Source organism: Paraburkholderia sp. GAS42 (assembly GCF_050436565.1).
Taxonomy (GTDB): Bacteria; Pseudomonadota; Gammaproteobacteria; order Burkholderiales; family Burkholderiaceae; genus Paraburkholderia.
Window position 1 is genome coordinate 182,913 of the sequence record NZ_JBNDML010000009.1, and the last position, 15,372, is coordinate 198,284.

General features: G+C 62.7%; 16 protein-coding genes, 1 tRNA gene and 3 pseudogenes. 7 read left to right on the forward strand and 13 right to left on the reverse strand.

What is annotated here, in order from left to right; all coding sequences use genetic code 11:
* Positions 1 to 8: 8 nt before the first annotated feature.
* Genes P3T16_RS15780 through P3T16_RS15795 form a run of 4 tightly spaced genes read right to left on the reverse strand, consistent with a single transcriptional unit; the run spans position 9 to position 3,625 of the window.
* Entirely contained in the window at positions 9 to 1,298 is a 1,290-nt protein-coding gene (locus P3T16_RS15780; protein ID WP_429342975.1) for an FAD-dependent oxidoreductase, read from the reverse strand.
* The gene (locus P3T16_RS15785) at positions 1,295 to 1,561 is read right to left on the reverse strand and encodes a 2Fe-2S iron-sulfur cluster-binding protein (RefSeq protein WP_429342976.1); all 267 of its coding nucleotides are present in this window, start codon (positions 1,559 to 1,561) and stop codon (positions 1,295 to 1,297) included. Before P3T16_RS15785 ends, P3T16_RS15780 begins: the two co-directional genes overlap by 4 nt.
* Positions 1,554 to 2,681 (reverse strand): NAD(P)/FAD-dependent oxidoreductase, encoded by a 1,128-nt coding sequence (locus P3T16_RS15790; RefSeq protein ID WP_429342977.1) that lies wholly within the window; start codon positions 2,679 to 2,681, stop codon positions 1,554 to 1,556. The genes P3T16_RS15785 and P3T16_RS15790 overlap by 8 nt, the downstream gene beginning before the upstream one ends.
* Positions 2,678 to 3,625, reverse strand: coding sequence for a 4-hydroxyproline epimerase (locus P3T16_RS15795; protein ID WP_429342978.1), 948 nt, complete (start codon positions 3,623 to 3,625; stop codon positions 2,678 to 2,680). Before P3T16_RS15795 ends, P3T16_RS15790 begins: the two co-directional genes overlap by 4 nt.
* Positions 3,626 to 3,983: 358 nt before the next feature.
* On the opposite strand from P3T16_RS15795, the gene P3T16_RS15800 reads away from it, so the two are divergent.
* Positions 3,984 to 4,889, forward strand: a complete 906-nt coding sequence (locus P3T16_RS15800) for a dihydrodipicolinate synthase family protein (RefSeq protein WP_429255902.1) — start codon at positions 3,984 to 3,986, stop codon at positions 4,887 to 4,889.
* A gap of 137 nt (positions 4,890 to 5,026) precedes the next feature.
* On the forward strand, positions 5,027 to 6,166 hold the full coding sequence (locus P3T16_RS15805) for a branched-chain amino acid ABC transporter substrate-binding protein (protein ID WP_429342979.1): 1,140 nt from the start codon (positions 5,027 to 5,029) through the stop codon (positions 6,164 to 6,166).
* An 83-nt stretch (positions 6,167 to 6,249) separates the two neighbouring features.
* On the opposite strand, the pseudogene P3T16_RS15810 reads toward P3T16_RS15805, so the two are convergent.
* Positions 6,250 to 6,606 (reverse strand): annotated as a pseudogene (locus P3T16_RS15810) (winged helix-turn-helix domain-containing protein); the annotation flags it as partial.
* A gap of 232 nt (positions 6,607 to 6,838) precedes the next feature.
* On the opposite strand from P3T16_RS15810, the pseudogene P3T16_RS15815 reads away from it, so the two are divergent.
* Positions 6,839 to 7,093, forward strand: a pseudogene (locus P3T16_RS15815) (tyrosine-type recombinase/integrase); the annotation flags it as partial.
* Between the two features lie 399 nt (positions 7,094 to 7,492).
* On the opposite strand, the gene P3T16_RS15820 reads toward P3T16_RS15815, so the two are convergent.
* The 5 genes from P3T16_RS15820 to P3T16_RS15840 form a co-directional block, all read right to left on the reverse strand.
* Positions 7,493 to 7,565, reverse strand: a tRNA-Lys gene (locus P3T16_RS15820).
* A gap of 49 nt (positions 7,566 to 7,614) precedes the next feature.
* Positions 7,615 to 8,178 (reverse strand): Hsp20/alpha crystallin family protein, encoded by a 564-nt coding sequence (locus tag P3T16_RS15825; RefSeq protein WP_429342980.1) that lies wholly within the window; start codon positions 8,176 to 8,178, stop codon positions 7,615 to 7,617.
* 173 nt (positions 8,179 to 8,351) lie between these two features.
* Complete coding sequence (locus P3T16_RS15830) at positions 8,352 to 8,561, reverse strand: hypothetical protein (protein WP_429342981.1); 210 nt, start codon at positions 8,559 to 8,561, stop codon at positions 8,352 to 8,354.
* A 37-nt stretch (positions 8,562 to 8,598) separates the two neighbouring features.
* Entirely contained in the window at positions 8,599 to 9,006 is a 408-nt protein-coding gene (locus tag P3T16_RS15835; RefSeq protein ID WP_063499330.1) for an Hsp20/alpha crystallin family protein, read from the reverse strand.
* A gap of 24 nt (positions 9,007 to 9,030) precedes the next feature.
* Positions 9,031 to 9,498: an Hsp20/alpha crystallin family protein gene (locus P3T16_RS15840; RefSeq protein WP_429342982.1), complete on the reverse strand. Its 468-nt coding sequence runs from the start codon at positions 9,496 to 9,498 to the stop codon at positions 9,031 to 9,033.
* A 244-nt stretch (positions 9,499 to 9,742) separates the two neighbouring features.
* Between P3T16_RS15840 and P3T16_RS15845 the strand changes: the two genes are divergently transcribed.
* Positions 9,743 to 10,126 carry a hypothetical protein gene (locus P3T16_RS15845; RefSeq protein WP_429342983.1) on the forward strand — a complete coding sequence of 128 codons (384 nt, stop codon included), beginning with the start codon at positions 9,743 to 9,745 and terminating at the stop codon, positions 10,124 to 10,126.
* Between the two features lie 229 nt (positions 10,127 to 10,355).
* A complete protein-coding gene (locus P3T16_RS15850; RefSeq protein ID WP_429343020.1) occupies positions 10,356 to 10,709 on the forward strand; it encodes a hypothetical protein in 354 nt (117 codons plus the stop codon).
* Positions 10,710 to 10,768: 59 nt separating this feature from the next.
* Here P3T16_RS15850 and P3T16_RS15855 read toward each other — a convergent pair whose 3' ends face one another.
* Together P3T16_RS15855 and P3T16_RS15860 are read right to left on the reverse strand one after the other, a co-directional pair.
* Positions 10,769 to 11,833, reverse strand: a complete 1,065-nt coding sequence (locus P3T16_RS15855; RefSeq protein ID WP_429342984.1) for a glycosyltransferase family 4 protein — start codon at positions 11,831 to 11,833, stop codon at positions 10,769 to 10,771.
* Between the two features lie 157 nt (positions 11,834 to 11,990).
* Positions 11,991 to 12,179: a CsbD family protein gene (locus P3T16_RS15860; protein WP_154566557.1), complete on the reverse strand. Its 189-nt coding sequence runs from the start codon at positions 12,177 to 12,179 to the stop codon at positions 11,991 to 11,993.
* Between the two features lie 378 nt (positions 12,180 to 12,557).
* Here P3T16_RS15860 and P3T16_RS15865 point away from each other — a divergent pair, with 378 nt between their 5' ends.
* A complete protein-coding gene (locus P3T16_RS15865; RefSeq protein ID WP_097389073.1) occupies positions 12,558 to 13,037 on the forward strand; it encodes a PRC-barrel domain-containing protein in 480 nt (159 codons plus the stop codon).
* Here P3T16_RS15865 and P3T16_RS15870 read toward each other — a convergent pair.
* Positions 12,936 to 13,268, reverse strand: a pseudogene (locus P3T16_RS15870) (BPSL1445 family SYLF domain-containing lipoprotein); the annotation flags it as partial. The gene P3T16_RS15865 and the pseudogene P3T16_RS15870 sit on opposite strands and share 102 nt — an antisense overlap.
* Before the next feature lie 575 nt (positions 13,269 to 13,843).
* On the opposite strand from P3T16_RS15870, the gene P3T16_RS15875 reads away from it, so the two are divergent.
* Positions 13,844 to 15,139: an NRAMP family divalent metal transporter gene (locus P3T16_RS15875; protein ID WP_429342985.1), complete on the forward strand. Its 1,296-nt coding sequence runs from the start codon at positions 13,844 to 13,846 to the stop codon at positions 15,137 to 15,139.
* Positions 15,140 to 15,372 lie beyond the last annotated feature (233 nt).

Here is a 15,372-nt window from a genome sequence, read left to right on the forward strand (position 1 = left end):
TGCCGGCTCTAGCTGACGCGTGGCGGTTCGTCTTCGTCAATCGCGGTCATTAGCGTCGCGATCTGCGCGGGACTGAACGGCGGACGCGGTTGGGCCGCATCCCAGCCGAACCAGGTCTGCGCGGCCGCACCGCAGATGCGTCCCTGACACGCGCCCATGCCGCAGCGGGAATGCAGCTTCGCATCGCGCCAGCTTGTGTGCGTGCGGACTTCGCCAGTCGTGACATCTTCGCAACGGCACAACAGCGTATCGTCGGATGGAACGGCGCGCGCCGCTTCGGTCAGCGCGAACGCGTTCTCGACGCGGGCGGCGAAGCGTCGCCAGCGATTACGTTGTGCGTGCAACGAAGTACGGGATTGGGCGGCATTGCCGGCGGCCGCGAGGCCCGCAATCCGCCCTTCGATTAGCGCCAGCTCCATGCCGCCGATGCCTGTGCATTCGCCCGCCGCGAGAACACCTTCGATCGACGTGCGCTGCGCATCGTCAACAACAATTGCGCCCGCGGAATCCAGCGTACAGCCGAGCGCCTGAGCGAGCGTCACGTTCGGCACGAGCCCGTAGCCACATGCGATGCGATCGCATGCGAGCGTCTCTTCTGTGACACCGCGCCGGATGACGACCGCTTCGACGCGCCCCTTTCCCCGTGCCTCTTTCACCACACTATTCGTCCAGTAACGCAATCCTGCGAAACCGCGCGTCAATTGCGCGGCCTGCAGCAGTTTCGACGGCGTAATCGCGAGCGACATGCCGAAGCGTGCGATAGAAGCCGCCGATGCCTGCTCAACCACCGCCATGACATGCGCGCCCGCGTCGCGCGCGCTCGCGAGCGCGGCGATCAACAGCGGCCCGCTGCCCGCGATGACGACGCGTTCGCCACGCACAGGCGTGCCGCCTTTGATCAATGCCTGCAAGGCGCCCGCGCCAGTCACGCCCGGCAACATCCAACCCGCGAACGGCAGGAACCGCTCGCGCGCTCCCGTCGCCAGAATCAGTCGGCCATAACGCAATGTGACGCCGCCCTGTGCCGCCGATTCGAGCAGCAATCCGCGCCCGGGCAATGGCGCGACGACGCGCGTCGAAGGCCAGAGACAGACCTCCTGAAGTTCGTTCAACGTTGCGATTGCGCTTTTCAGCGACGCGCCCGGTGGATGCAATGGGCCTTGCCGCCAGACCTGTCCGCCGGGGCGCGGGTTGTCATCGAGAACGGCGACGCGCGCGCCCTGCGCCGCAGCTGCGCATGCAGCTTCCAGCCCGGCAGGACCGGCCCCCACGATCACGACGTCGTAGCGCTCCATCATCGCGACCCCGTCGTCTCGATGACCAGGCCGTCACGGCACAGCGTCTGACACGCCAGCACATGCGCGCGGCCATCGATCGTCACGCGGCACTCCTGACACACACCCATGCCGCACAGTGGCGCGCGCGGCTGGCCGCTTACGGAAGTACGCGAGCAGCGCGTACCGGCAATAGCAAGTGCGGCCGCGACGGTTGCGCCTGCAACGACGCTGATCTCGTCGCCATTCACCGTCACGTGAATCAGCGCGGCGCTTACGTCAGACATGGTGGCTTCCCTGCTCGAATCGCGATGGCAGATACGGCTCGACTGGAATCGGTGCCTCGCTCCGCGTGACCTGCGCTGCGAGTATTTTCGCGGTCGCAAGCGATGTCGTCACGCCAAGGCCTTCGTGTCCGAGCGCGAGCCACACGCCGGGCGCCATATCGCCTGCCGGCCCGATCAGCGGCAGGCCATCGGGCGACGCCGCGCGAAACCCTGTCCATGCACGTATGCCATTGAGCGACGGCAACGCGGGCAGGTAGCGCGCCGCGCGCCGCAGCATCTGCGCGAGTACGGACATCTCGACAGCAGGGTCGACCGTATCGAACTGGCGTGAAGAGCCGATCAGCAGTTGCCCCGTCGGACGCGGCTGCGCATTGAATGCGACCGACGTGCCGGTCGCGTGGTGCGCGCTCTTGATGTAGCCGAGTTCCAGCAACTGATGCTGGATCAAACCGGGATATCGGTCCGTGATCAGTAGATGACCCTTCTTCGGCTGCAGTGGCACCGAAGACACAAGATGCGGAGCAGCGATCCCGCTTGCGACGATCACATGCGCCGCACTGACGCGCTCGCCGCTGGCTAACGTGACGTGCTGGGCGTCGACCTTCACCACCTGGGTATTGAGCCGAACGCTGATCTTCGCTGCATGTGGTGATTGCGCGAGCAACCATTCGGCGACGGCCGGCGCATAGACGATGCTGTCGTGTTCGATACGCAGTCCGCCCGCCATCGAAGGCGCTAGCGCCGGTTCGCACGCACGCAACGCGGACGCGTCCAGCAGCTGGGCCCGAACGCTCTGCGCCGCAAACGCGTCGTGCATTGCACGCGCGGCGTCGTACTCCTCGTCGTCGGAAGCGACCCAGAGCGTGCCGCAACGCGCAAAAGCATCGCGTGTGCGCAGATGCGGCGCAAGTTCGAGCCAGAGGTTGCGCGAATAGCGGCTCAGCGCAAACTCCGCCGGCGAATCGTTCATCACGACAATGTGGCCCATGCCGGCCGCCGTCGCGCCGCCGCCGATGCCGCCCGCGTCGATCACTTCGACCTGCATGCCGCGTGCCGCCAGTTCCGCCGCGCAGGCAGCGCCGACAATGCCCGCGCCGACGATCACCGCGTCTGCCGTCATTGCGTCCGGATGCCCCACGCGAACGGATCGCGCTCGTCGAAGCACAGCTTGCCTTCGGCCATGATGTGCGCGTGGCCCGTAATCGTCGGTATGACTGTAATGCTTTCATCCCCTGCGCGCCAGCTCGCTTCGAACACGCTGCCGATGATGCTTTCCTGACGCCACACCGCCCCTTCCGCGAGCTTGCCGTCTGCCGCGAGGCACGCAACTTTCGCGCTCGTGCCGGTGCCGCACGGCGAACGGTCGTATGCGTTTCCGGGGCACAGCACGAAGCTGCGGCTGTCGTTGCCCGTCTGCGATGGCGGCCCGAAGAGTTCGATGTGATCGATCAGCGCGCCGTCGGCGCCCGTGACATTCGCGGCGATCAGCGCATCGCGGATCGCCGAGGTGAACGTGGTGAGTTCCGCGATATTGGCCGGCACCAGCGTGCGTCCGTGATCGGCGACGAGGAAGAACCAGTTGCCGCCCCAGGCGACGTCGCCCGTGAGCGGGCCGTATTCCGGCACATCGACCGTCACGGCGCGGCGAAAGCGATACGCGGGCACGTTGCGCACCGAGACGCTGCCGTCGTTGTTGAGCGTGGCCTCGACGACGCCGACGGGCGTTTCTATCCGATGCTGGCCCGGCCCGATGCGTCCCATATGCGCGAGCGACACAACGAGGCCGATCGTGCCGTGCCCGCACATGCCGAGATAGCCGACGTTATTGAAGAAAATAACGCCGGCCGCGCTTTCGGGATCGTCCGGCTCGCACAGCAGCGCGCCCACGACAACGTCCGAGCCGCGCGGCTCGGTGACAATGCCCGCGCGCCAGTCGTCGAAGCGCGTACGCAACACGTCGAAACGCTCCGCAAGCGTGCCGTTGCCGAGATCCGGGCCACCCGACACCACAAGGCGGGTCGGTTCACCGCCGGTGTGCGAATCAATCACGTTGAGGGTTTTCATGTCGCCATATTAGGAACGCGCCTGCCGCCAGTCTTGGTGACATTACGCTCGGATTGTGACGATTTCAGCATAGTCATTCCGCACAGCCGGTCGCTGGTACGCGCCGCCTCCGTTTCGTGTGCGGACCATGAGAAACACGACGTCCTGCGCTATGTTGAAACCCGCCATTCGCGCTGTCCGGCAACCTCGACACCGTGCGACAGACGCCCCGTCACGCAAACGATACAGTCATGTTTATCAGGGTTTTTACGCGAATCTCCTGTGCCGAAATCGTCATTCGATGCGCGCGAATCACGCAAGACGACAGATTTTTCCCTGCTTAAACTGCGATCGACTCATCACAATCAGGAGAGCAGTCGTGGCGCATATCTGGGAAGGCGTATTGCCCGCAGTCACCACCAAATTCAACGCGGATTTCAGCATAGATCGCGTATGGACGAAGAAGAACATCGAAGCGCAGATCGACGCCGGTGTCGACGGGATCATTGTGTGCGGCTCGCTCGGCGAAGCGTCCACGCTGTCGCTCGATGAAAAGCTCGAGGTGCTCGACATCGCCGTCGACGCATCGCGGGGCCGTGTGCCGGTGCTGCTCACCATCGCTGAAAACAGCACGCTCGACGGCTGCCGTCAGGCGGAAACCGGCGTGAAGCGCGGCGCGGCCGGTTATATGGTTTTGCCGGGCCTGCGCTATCTGTCGGACCGTCGCGAGACGCTGAACCACTTCCGCATGATTGCGGACGCGAGCGCGCTGCCGCTGATGATCTACAACAATCCGCTCGCGTACGGCGTCGACATGACGCCGGACATGTTCGCGGAAATCGCCGATGAACCGAAGATCGTCGCGATCAAGGAATCGTGCGGCGACGTGCGACGCGTGACGGATCTGATCAATGTCGTCGGCGATCGCTTCGCGATCCTGTGCGGCGTCGACAACCTCGCGATGGAAGCCGTGCTGATGGGCGCGCACGGCTGGGTCGCGGGCCTCGTGTGCGCGTTTCCGCATGAAACCGTCGCGATCTTCAAGCTGCTCAAGGCCGGCCGTATCGAAGAAGCACGCGCGATCTACCGCTGGTTCGCGCCGCTGCTCGCGCTGGATGTGTCGGCGAAGCTCGTGCAGAACATCAAGCTTGCCGAAACAATTGTGGGGCTCGGCACGGAGCCGGTGCGTCCGCCGCGCCTGCCGCTCGCGGGTGATGAGCGCAAGAGCGTCGAAGCACTGATCCGTCATTCGATCGAGACGCGTCCGACGCTGCCGAAGCTCTGAGCGTTGCGGACAGCGCTGCATTCGCGAAGCAACCACGCATCAAACAGCAATAAAGCAATCCAGCAGTCGCAGCACAACGCTTGTTACGAGACCCCGACGGAACCGCCGGGGTTCATCCACACGCAGGGGGAGTGAAAGTGAAGCTCAAGGTATTGCATATCGGCATCGCAACGGCACTGGTCTGGGGAGGCGCGCAGGCGTCGGCGACGGATGTCGTCAAGATCGGTTTCGCCGCACCGCTGACCGGTCCGCAGTCGAACTACGGTATCGACATGCAGAAAGGCGCGCAACTCGCCATCGACGATTTCAACGCAACGCATCCGGTAATCGGTGGCAAGCCGGTCACGTTCGCACTGGCATCTGAGGACGACCAGGCCGACCCGCGCACCGGCACCACCGTCGCACAACGGCTGATCGACGGCGACGTGCACGGCGTGATCGGACACTTCAACTCGGGCACGAGCATCCCCGCCTCCGATCTGTACGATCGCGCAGGTCTGCCGCAAATTTCGATGGCGACGTCGCCGCAATACACGGCGCGCGGCTACAAGACCACGTACCGTCTACTGACAAGCGATTCGCAGGCCGGCAGCATCATGGGCACGTATGTGGTGAAGAACCTGAAATACAAACGCATTGCGATCATCGACGACCGCACCGCGTACGGCCAGGGCATCGCCGACGAATTCGCCGCAGCCGTGCAGGCAGCGGGCGGCACCGTCATCAAGCGCGACTTCACGAACGACAAGGCGCTCGACTTCGCCGCGATTCTGACCAACCTGAAGGGCATGAATCCGGACGCCGTGTTCTACGGCGGCGGTGACGCGCAGTCGTCGCCGATGATCCGCAAGATGCGACAGCTCGGCATCCAGTCCGCGTTCATCACGGGCGAGATGTCGAAATCGCCGACGTTCCTCAAGGTGGGCGGCACATCGGCGGAAGGGTCGATCGTCTATATGGGCGGCCTGCCGAACCAGCGCATGCCAGGCTTCCAGGGGTTTGAATCGCGCTACAAGGCACGCTTCCACGAAGAACCGGTGACGTACTCGCCGTATTCGTACGACGGCACGATTGCGCTACTGACCGCGATGAAGAGCGCGAATTCGACCGACCCAAAGGTCTACAACGCGTATCTGGGAAAGACGAGCATCAAGGGCGTCACGTCCGACAATATCGCCTATGACCTGAAGGGCGATCTGAAGGACGCGCCCGTGACAATCTATAAGGTGCAGCAGGGCGCGTTCAAGCCGATCGACACGATTGGCGGCAAGAGCTGACCGGTCGAGCGGCCGATGAAAAAAGGCAGCGCTATGTGCGCTGCCTTTTTCATGTCTGATGATGCTGACCGCGTCGAAGCGGCTCAAGCCGCCCGTTTCGTTTCCGTCGGTTTCGACTGTTCGTTGAGCCGTTGATCCGGCCGCTGTTCTGCCCGCAGATACAGCAGCCGGTAACCACTCTTGTACACCGGCTGCAGCCGGAAGTCGTTTTCAGGTTCGATTGCGAGCAGCACACGCAGCCGTGACACATGGCTGTCGATCGTGCGGGTGAACTCGCGGAATTCGCGTCCCCACACCATCGCAAAGATGTGATCGCGCGACAGTACGCGACCGATATTCGAAAAGAACAGCGACGCCAGCCGGTACTGCGTGCCAGACAGATGAATCGGCGTGCCGCGCAGCTCCACCAGCTGGCGACGCGTATCGAAGTGGTATGGCCCAGAATATCAGGATATTCTCTTTTATTTTCAGTCTGTTAGTGCAATTTAGAGACGTATTTTGGAGGCCCAAAATGTTCACACGCGTCCTATTAAAATCAAGCACTTACGCAGGGTTTTTGAACAGGCCCACTCACGGGCAGAAGCGCTCTGCAGCACGATGCAATATCCCCTCGTCACACTGTTGGTGGTCACTGCCCCGTAGTTCGTTCGCGCAGCACAGATTGATCTCGCGTACAAGGCACTTTTGATAGAACTGGACCGGGCGTCGGCGCACTGGCTGCGTCACACCTCGGGCTCGCACCAGGCCGACGGCGGCGTCGACCTGCGCACGGTGCGCGACAATCTCGGTCACGTGTCACTGAACACCACGAGCCTTTACTTGCACGAGGAAGAGGACAAACGCCATCGCGAAACGGTGAAACGCCACCGCATGAACTGGGAGACGCCGCCTGCCGCGGAGCCCGGTCCGGCGAAGCACGACCCATGAACCCGGCTCCGGACGGTTGGCCCCGGCAATCGCGTTGACCCACAGGCCGACGGCGGCGCCGAACGACGTACCGTGCGCGACAACCTGCGCCACGCATCACTGACGAGCAGCGATCGGGAAAACCAGTTCGAACAAGAAACGGACAACAGCGACATGTTCAAGCATGCGCACCTCAACCATGGATACGACGCAGCGCAACTGGAACATTCGCACGGTTTGATTCGCCCAGCGGGCAAACCACGGTCCATCCCGGGGGCGCCTCATAACGCCGCGGAAGTAGCTCATCGCTGCATCTCTGCCCCGTCCCACGCCGGCACATCGGATCGTCGGCGCGCCTACGCAATATGGATGTGTCAATTCCTCGGGCAAGTGACTGCTCGAGTCCGCCGCATCGGGAGGTGGGCCGTACTGGATTCGAACCAGTGACCAACGGATTAAAAGTCCGCTGCTCTACCAGCTGAGCTAACGACCCGGGCTACTCCGATCCAGTCACCCCGCAAGCGCCACGTCGCCGCCCAAGGCTAGCCAATATCGATCGTGCGGCTCGCGGTTCGCTGCTGCTCCTGTTTCGGCACCGTCAACGTCAGCACGCCCTTGTCAAACTTCGCGAGAGCGTGGTCCGGATCGGCATTTTCCGGCATCGGGATCGTACGCGTGAAGGCTCCATATGCGCGCTCAAGCCGATAGCAGCCGTCCTCCTCACTGTGCACATCCTGTTTCTTTTCGCCGCGCAACACCAGCGCTCCGTCCTCGACGGTAACGGTCAGATCCTCCCGCTCCATGCCTGGCAGTTCGACGGTCACGCGCAGTATCTTCCCCTCGTCAACCACGTCGATGCGCGGCTGGAAACGCGATGAACTGAAGTCGCCAAACCATCGTTCAAGCGCGCCGCGCGCCGAGAACGGATCGTGAAAGAAATCCTCCATCGCACGCCACGGATCACGGGGGAAAAGTCGCGAAATGTCAGGCCACGGAACACGTGACGGTTCGCTGTCGGGCGGGCTTTGCGCACTGTCCGCCTCCGGCTTGCGTCCTGCACCGCGGAGAAATTTGAAAGGGTTCCACTTTTTCAGGTCGGTGTTCATCGTATGCTCCTCGATGGTCTGACAGGAGAGCCAGATGTCCATCATTGCGCTCACACTGCCACGTTTCTGCTGACGTCCCTGGACTGCCACCCGGCGGTCACCGTCGCCACGCGTTCTGCGCTCGCGAATGCACTGCTCGCAGTCAGCCTGACGGCGTGCGGCGGGGCGTCGCGCTAAGCCTTTGCGGCGACCGGCTCCCGCTGGCCCTGACGCGGCAGATACCAGTCGGCCAACAGCTGTGCATCACACCTGATGCTGATCGGCGCCAGATATCCATCGGCGACGCCTGGTCCGCCTGCGAACCGGCGCAGCGTCACAGCCCAAGTGCTGATCGTGTATTCGCGCCCCCACGAGCCGGGCGGTGGCGACCTCGTGGTCGCCATCGGCTTTTCTCCTGTCGTCGTTGCGGGTCTTGCGGGCTCAGTTCGTCTGTACCTCGATCCGTCGCGGCCGTGCTTCGTCGCGACGCGGAATCGTCAGTTTCAGCACGCCGTCCTGCAGGTTCGCATCGATCTTCGATGTGTCGAAGTCCGGGCTCAGCGAGAACGCGCGGGCGAAATGCGGTTCACGGATCTCGGCGTGCTGCAGCCGCAGACCGGCGGGCGTCGGCACGACCGCTTCGGCCTCGATATAGAGATTGCCGTCGTGCACCTTCACGTCGAGTTTGTCCTTTGTGACGCCTGGCAGGTCCGCCCACAGCGTAATGCCCTGGCTATCCTCGAACACGTCGACGGCCGGTGTGAGTGTCATCCGCCGTGCCGGCTGGTCGCCCTCGCGTCGTGCTACGGCTTTCTGGTCGCGTTCAGCAACCTGTGTTCTGTCGTTCATGGCTTGCTCCTTGAATGACTGGCGTTACTGGACGGCGATGGCCCGCGGCTTGGACGCTTCGCGCTTGCCGACGGTGATCGACAGGCAGCCGTTGGCATAGCGCGCCTGCACCTTGTCGGGGTCCGCGTTCTGCGGCAGTTCGATCACGCGCCGGAACGCGCCTGTGAAGCGCTCCTGCGCATAGGTGCGGATGTCGTCGCGGGCCTGGTCATCGCGGGTGTCACCACTGGCATCCTGCCGCGCCGGCTTGCGCTCGCCGGCAATCGTCAGCAGCCCCTTGTCGATCGACACGTCGAGCGCGGCGGCATCGACGCCCGGCGCGAACGCGACGATCTCGATCGAGCCGTCGGTCGCGCCAATGTTGATCTGAGGAAAGGCGCCGAAGCGACCGGAACGGATGCTGGAAGGAAAGCCGCCGAACAGGCTCACCATCTGGCGCTGCAGACGGTCGAACTCACTGAACAGGTCGGTTCCGGAATAGAGATCACTCATGGTCGTATCCTCCTGAACGCAGCATGGAGGCGAACGGGCCTACGCGCTCCAGCCCGCCTGCCAGCTGCTGGCAAACAGATCGAAACACGCAGCGCGCCTGATACCACCGGCGCGTCTGCCTGAGCGATATCCAAGATAGGCGCTACAGTGAAAAATTCAAGGGGTGGTGGTGAAATTCCGGTCTTGAAAATCGCCTGCCAACTCCTATTATCGCGGTGCATTGCACCGGGAACCGGAGGACACCATGGAATTCGATTCGGACTGGCTCACGCTTGGCAGACACCGCGTCCGGCTGCGCTCGACCAGAGGCTTTCCGACGGAATTGATGCGTAGCGTGACGGAGGTCGTACGCCTCGCGATCGACAACAACATGAGCGCCCGCGCGCGGCTGGTCGAGATCGTCTTCCAGCAGGAACAGACCTACGATATCGCCGTCGGCACGACCCTGATGGAAGACAGCGTCTGTGCACCCCACCTGGAGGCGGCCATCGCGGTTGTGCTCGGCCTGCTGCCGGAGCAGGTGAACATCACCGTGACGACTGTCAGTCAGGATGAAGTCAATCTGCACTTCGGCGTGTACGAGCGCATGCTGGCCGAGAAGCTGGGCGTTGTGCCGCCAATCCAGTGACCGTAGGGTGATGGCATTGCTTCGCGGCGGCAGCCGCCCCGAGGCGGGTCATAGGGCACACCCGAGCGAGCACTCGTCGGGCTTTCGTATGCTCGGCGTGAAGGCTGGCTAATAGTTGTGCTGTGAAGGGTGCGGTGTGAACCGACTCTGAACCAGACCAGCCAGCTCCGGGATGCCCGGGACTGCACAAGCCAGATGGGAGCCGCATCATGAAAAACGCTTGCAGACAATGCTCGCGTCGGCCGTGCTGGCCGCCGGCTCAACTGCTGCGGCGGTGGCCGCCGAGCCGCCCCTGAAAACGTTGCCGTTGCAACAGGACATCTGGATCACTGGCACGATCCAGCGGGGCAGCGGACAAGACGTGCCGGGCGACCATACGTCGCTCCGGTTGGACCGTCCGTCAACCTCGCCGTGCAACGACAGGGTCGTGACCGACATCGTGCTCGGCAAGGCTGGCGCGCCGGACCCTTTGCTTCTGCTGCCTTATCTGGGGCAGCGGGTCGCCGTCAGGGGGCGCGTCATCTGTCCGGGCTCCGGCATCCGTTTTACGCCGACGCCGGACTTCGTGTTTCCGATCTACTGACGGCAGGCGCGGCACGGCCGGACCAGTAACGGTCCGGGGCGATGGCATTCCCCGTCCGGTCACCCGACGACGGCCTGACGTAATGCCGGCGATCCTGCTGTCTGGACGAGCGCTGTATAGATGCTCATGTAATGCTGTGCCATGGCCCTGGCGGTGAAGCGGTGCACGAAGGCCGCACGGATTTCCGTTCGGGACAGCATGTCGAGGCGTGTCACGGCATCGACCGCTCCTGTCACATCATCGACGATATAGCCTGTCACACCGTGTGAAATCACTTCCGGTACCGAGCCCCGATTGAACGCAATGACGGGCGTGCCACATGCCATCGCCTCGATCATCACCAGGCCAAATGGCTCGGACCAGTCGATCGGGAACAGCAGCGCGCGGGCGCCCGAGAGGAATCCGGATTTCTCTGTGTCATCGATCTCGCCGACGAATTCGATATGCGGCTGCGACAGCAGCGGCTGGATCACGTCCCGGAAATACGCTTCGTCGGCCCTGTCCACCTTCGCCGCAATCTTCAGCGGCAGTCCGGCGCGGGCGGCGATCTCGATGGCGAGATCAACACGTTTTTCAGCACAGATCCGGCCGAGGAAAGCCAGATATCGCGGTTGTGCCGAAGACTGTGGCGTCAGCAGCTTTTCCGGCAGACCGTGATAGACGGTGTCGAGCCAGTTCGCGTGCGGCAACGGGACCCGCTGCGAATCTGAAATCGATACGACCGGCGCCTGCGGGAACATGTCGAACACCGGCTGCAGTTCCGGCAGATCGAGACGCCCGTGCAGCGTGGTCACGAACGGCACGACGAGCTGCGAAAACGTCGGGAACGGCAAATAGCTCAGATGGAAATGCAGGACGTCAAACGTATGGGCGACGCGCCGCACCTTCTCGAGCAGCAACAGGTGCGGGGCAAACGTATCGGAGATTCCAGGATCGAGCCGCAGGGCGTGCGGCCAGGCGGCTTCGAGATGCGCGCCTGTCCGTGAGTCACCGCTTGCGAACAGGGTGACGTCGTGCCCCAGCCCGACCAGTGCCTCGGTGAGGTACGACACCACGCGTTCCGTGCCGCCGTAGAGCTTCGGCGGCACCGCTTCATGCAACGGCGCAATCTGCGCGATACGCATCTGGCAACTCCGTTCAGGTACTTCGCGCAGACCGTGCGCGTATAAGGACGCGACAGGAGAAACGGAAACGGGCCAGCGAAACCGTACGTTGGCCCGCGCATCGACAGATCAGAACGCCGTCCTGAGCGCGGTCCTGACCTGTCTGAGGACCCTCTTTTCAGACGGGCTTCCGGGGCGTATCCTTGACGGCCTCCTTGACATCGCCCGCCTTCTTCCGTGCTGCGCCCGCCGCTTGCTGGACATCGCCCTTGACTTCCTGTTTCGTATTGCCCGTTGCGTGTCCAACCGCCTCATTCACCTTGCCCTTGACCTTCTCCGCCGTCCCCTTGACCTGATCCTTGTTCATGGCCGACCTCCAGTGCAAAACTGATCCATGGATGGGTTACCGCCCCTACTGGGCAGGCTCAACAATTTGCGCAAACGGCGTGCCTGGCCGCGCCGTTGCCGCTGCGCCATGTCGCCGTCTCCGTCCCCGCCGGACCGATAAAGTGAGTGCATTGGGGAGTACGAAATTACATTGCGTGATACAACCGGCGCGCTCCGCGCATGACGACTGTCGGCTCGCCGCAATGAGGCGCAAACTGAGAGTGGCAGGAGCGCGTGCAGTGAGCAGCATGGCTTTCGCCGCGAACGGCACGATCGCGCCTGGCGGCCCCATTCGCTCCTTCGTTGACTGACACGTAGCGAGGTCGATACGAAGTTCGCGATCGTTAAGTGCGCGCTGATGCTCGCCAACGCTTTTGTCACTGACACCCTGCGGGCCCAGGGGACGGTGCAATCGATCAACACGACCCGGGGCGATGTCGTTCAGCTGACGTCCGGATACAGGGCCTCCAGGGTCATCGGCTCGACCGTCTACAACGAGCGCACGGACACGATCGGAACGATCGACGATCTGGTTGTGAGCCCCAAAGATCGCGTGACCTACGCCATTCTGTCCGTCGGTGGTATTCCCGGTCCCGGTACCCACCAGGTCGCGGTGCCCTTTGACAGTCTGCACGTCGTCGATAAACAGATGCGTTTGCCTGGCGCCACCCGGGACTCGCTGAAAGCATTGCCCGAATTCAGATACGCGTCGCCTGGACCGCCAGGACCCAGCGTGTCAGATCCTGAGCCGCGTGACCTTGGTGCCTTCCAGCGACACGCCGGCCATCAGGCCCGCATTGGTCAGCACGAAGGCCTGTATCGGGTCAGTCGCGGTTGACGTATCGATATTGCCGTTCGCCCCGACTTTCACCACGGCGACCGTCGCGTCGGCGCCGACTGCCCAGCCATCGCTGTTGCGGAAGCGGTCGAGCGCATCCTGTGTCATGAACAGGAAAATGATTGCTTTGGACTGCGCGCCGATTTGCAGACCGAACGAACCGCCAGCCGTGCTGTAATAGCCGACTGTTTGGCCGCCAACGCGCAGCGCGCCTTCGCCGTACTGGCCGCCGCTTTGTACCGGTTACGGGAAATCAAGCGGAGCGCAGAGCTGGATAGCGCAAAGATGCTCGCGCACCGCGGATTCGTGAATTATTTGGTGGCCCGATTCATGCTGCGCTTGATGGAAACCGGCGGGAGGCCTTCATGAAAACGCGGATCTTCACTTACCTCGAATGCCCATGCGGACATCGCGGAGCCCTCATCGAAACAATAGACGCAGGCGTTTTTTCAAACGGTTGGCATAAGGCGTGGCTGCGCGGGTTGACCCATACCGGGACGTACGACGGAGAAGACCGACTGTTTGCGGAAATGAAACCCGGGTGCCCGGCGTGCGACCGGAGTCCGGGCCCGGATGATGTGGTCGGACGCAGTGAGTTGCGGGAGACCGGCGAAGTGCTGCGAAAAAAAAGCGAGTCCGAAGCGTCAGAGGCAACGCCTGGCGTCGGTTGCTGACCGGCGGGACCGGACACCCCGTGGGAGGCTTCGACGCGCCCAGCGTGACATGCAGTCGCTTCATGAAAGGTTCAGGGGGCAGACTTTCCCCGCTCGTAGTACATGCCACGCACTTTTCCCAAAGGCGCCGAAATGGACATCGACATCGACCCGTCCGACAAGCCGGATCCCGAGGTTCAGTCGTGGCTGGAAAAGCTCGGTCCGGGCCTGGTTACCGGCGCCGCGGACGACGATCCGAGCGGTATCGCGACCTATTCGCAGGCGGGTGCGCAGTTCGGCTTCAACATGTTGTGGACCATCATCATCACCTATCCGCTGATGGTCGCCATCCAGATAGTCAGTGCACGATTGGGGCGCGTGAGCGGTCACGGGCTGGCGACAAACATCAGGCGCCACTATCCCGCGTGGCTGCTCTACGGCTCCGTAGTCCTCCTCCTGGTTTCCAACACAATCAACATCGCGGCCGACCTCACGGCAATGGGCGCGGCGGTCAACCTGGTAATCGGCGGTCCAATGCGCATTTACACCGTCGCGCTTGCATTCATTTCCGTACTGCTGCAGCTCTTCGTTCCCTATCGCAGTTATGTTCGCGTACTGAAGTGGTTGACACTCGCGCTGTTCGCTTACGTGGCCACGGTGTTTGTCGTCCAGATCCCGTGGCAAACGGTGCTGGTTCGTACCTTTATTCCGCACCTGTCCTGGAAAAGCGATTACCTCACGACGGTCGTTGCTGTATTGGGTACAACCATCAGTCCGTACCTGTTCTTCTGGCAGGCTTCGCAGGAGGTAGAAGAGATGCGCGCCGAATCGGGCCAGCGTGCACTCAAGAATGCGCCTGGCCAGGGTCGGGCCAACCTGCGTCGCATTCGGATCGACACCTGGATCGGGATGGGATTTTCAAACGTGGTTGCTTTTTTCATTATCCTGACGACTGCGGCAACCCTGAATGCGCACGGCGTGACTGACATACAGACGTCTTCGCAGGCCGCTGTCGCGCTGAAGCCCATTGCAGGTCGGTTCGCTTTCACTCTGTTCAGTCTGGGAATCGTCGGCACAGGCCTGCTCGCGCTGCCAGTGCTTGCAGGATCTGCAGCCTACGCGATGGCGGGCGCGTTCAACTGGCGCAACAGCCTCGCGCTGAAACCGCAACTGGCGAAACGTTTCTACGGCATCATCGCCCTGTCGACTCTGATCGGTCTCGGGATCGGCTTTACAAAAATCGATCCCATCAAGGCGCTTTACTGGAGCGCCGTGATCAACGGAGTGGTTTCCGTCCCGATCATGGGACTGATCATGTTCATGGCAGTGAATCCAAAAATCATGGGTAGCTTCACCATTCCTACGCGCCTGCGCGTCACGGGATGGGCTGCAACGATTGCGATGGGCGCAGCCGCGCTCGCCATGTTGTGCTTCATGCTCAGCCCCTGAACGCACGATCGGTGCGGGCGCCACTGAAGCGTTCTTTCCCGTCTGCCCAAGCGCACTCCAACAGCCACGTCGCAGAGGCGACGAGGCGTTCCTAAAAAACACCAAGGAGTCAGCGGGTTTCTTCCGTCCGCTCGGCTTGTCGGGTCCACCGCGCGTTATCGCGCCGGACCGGCCATGCGCGCTTCGTGGCATTGCTTTCATGCTAGTCCAGCTGGACGACTGGATCAGCACCT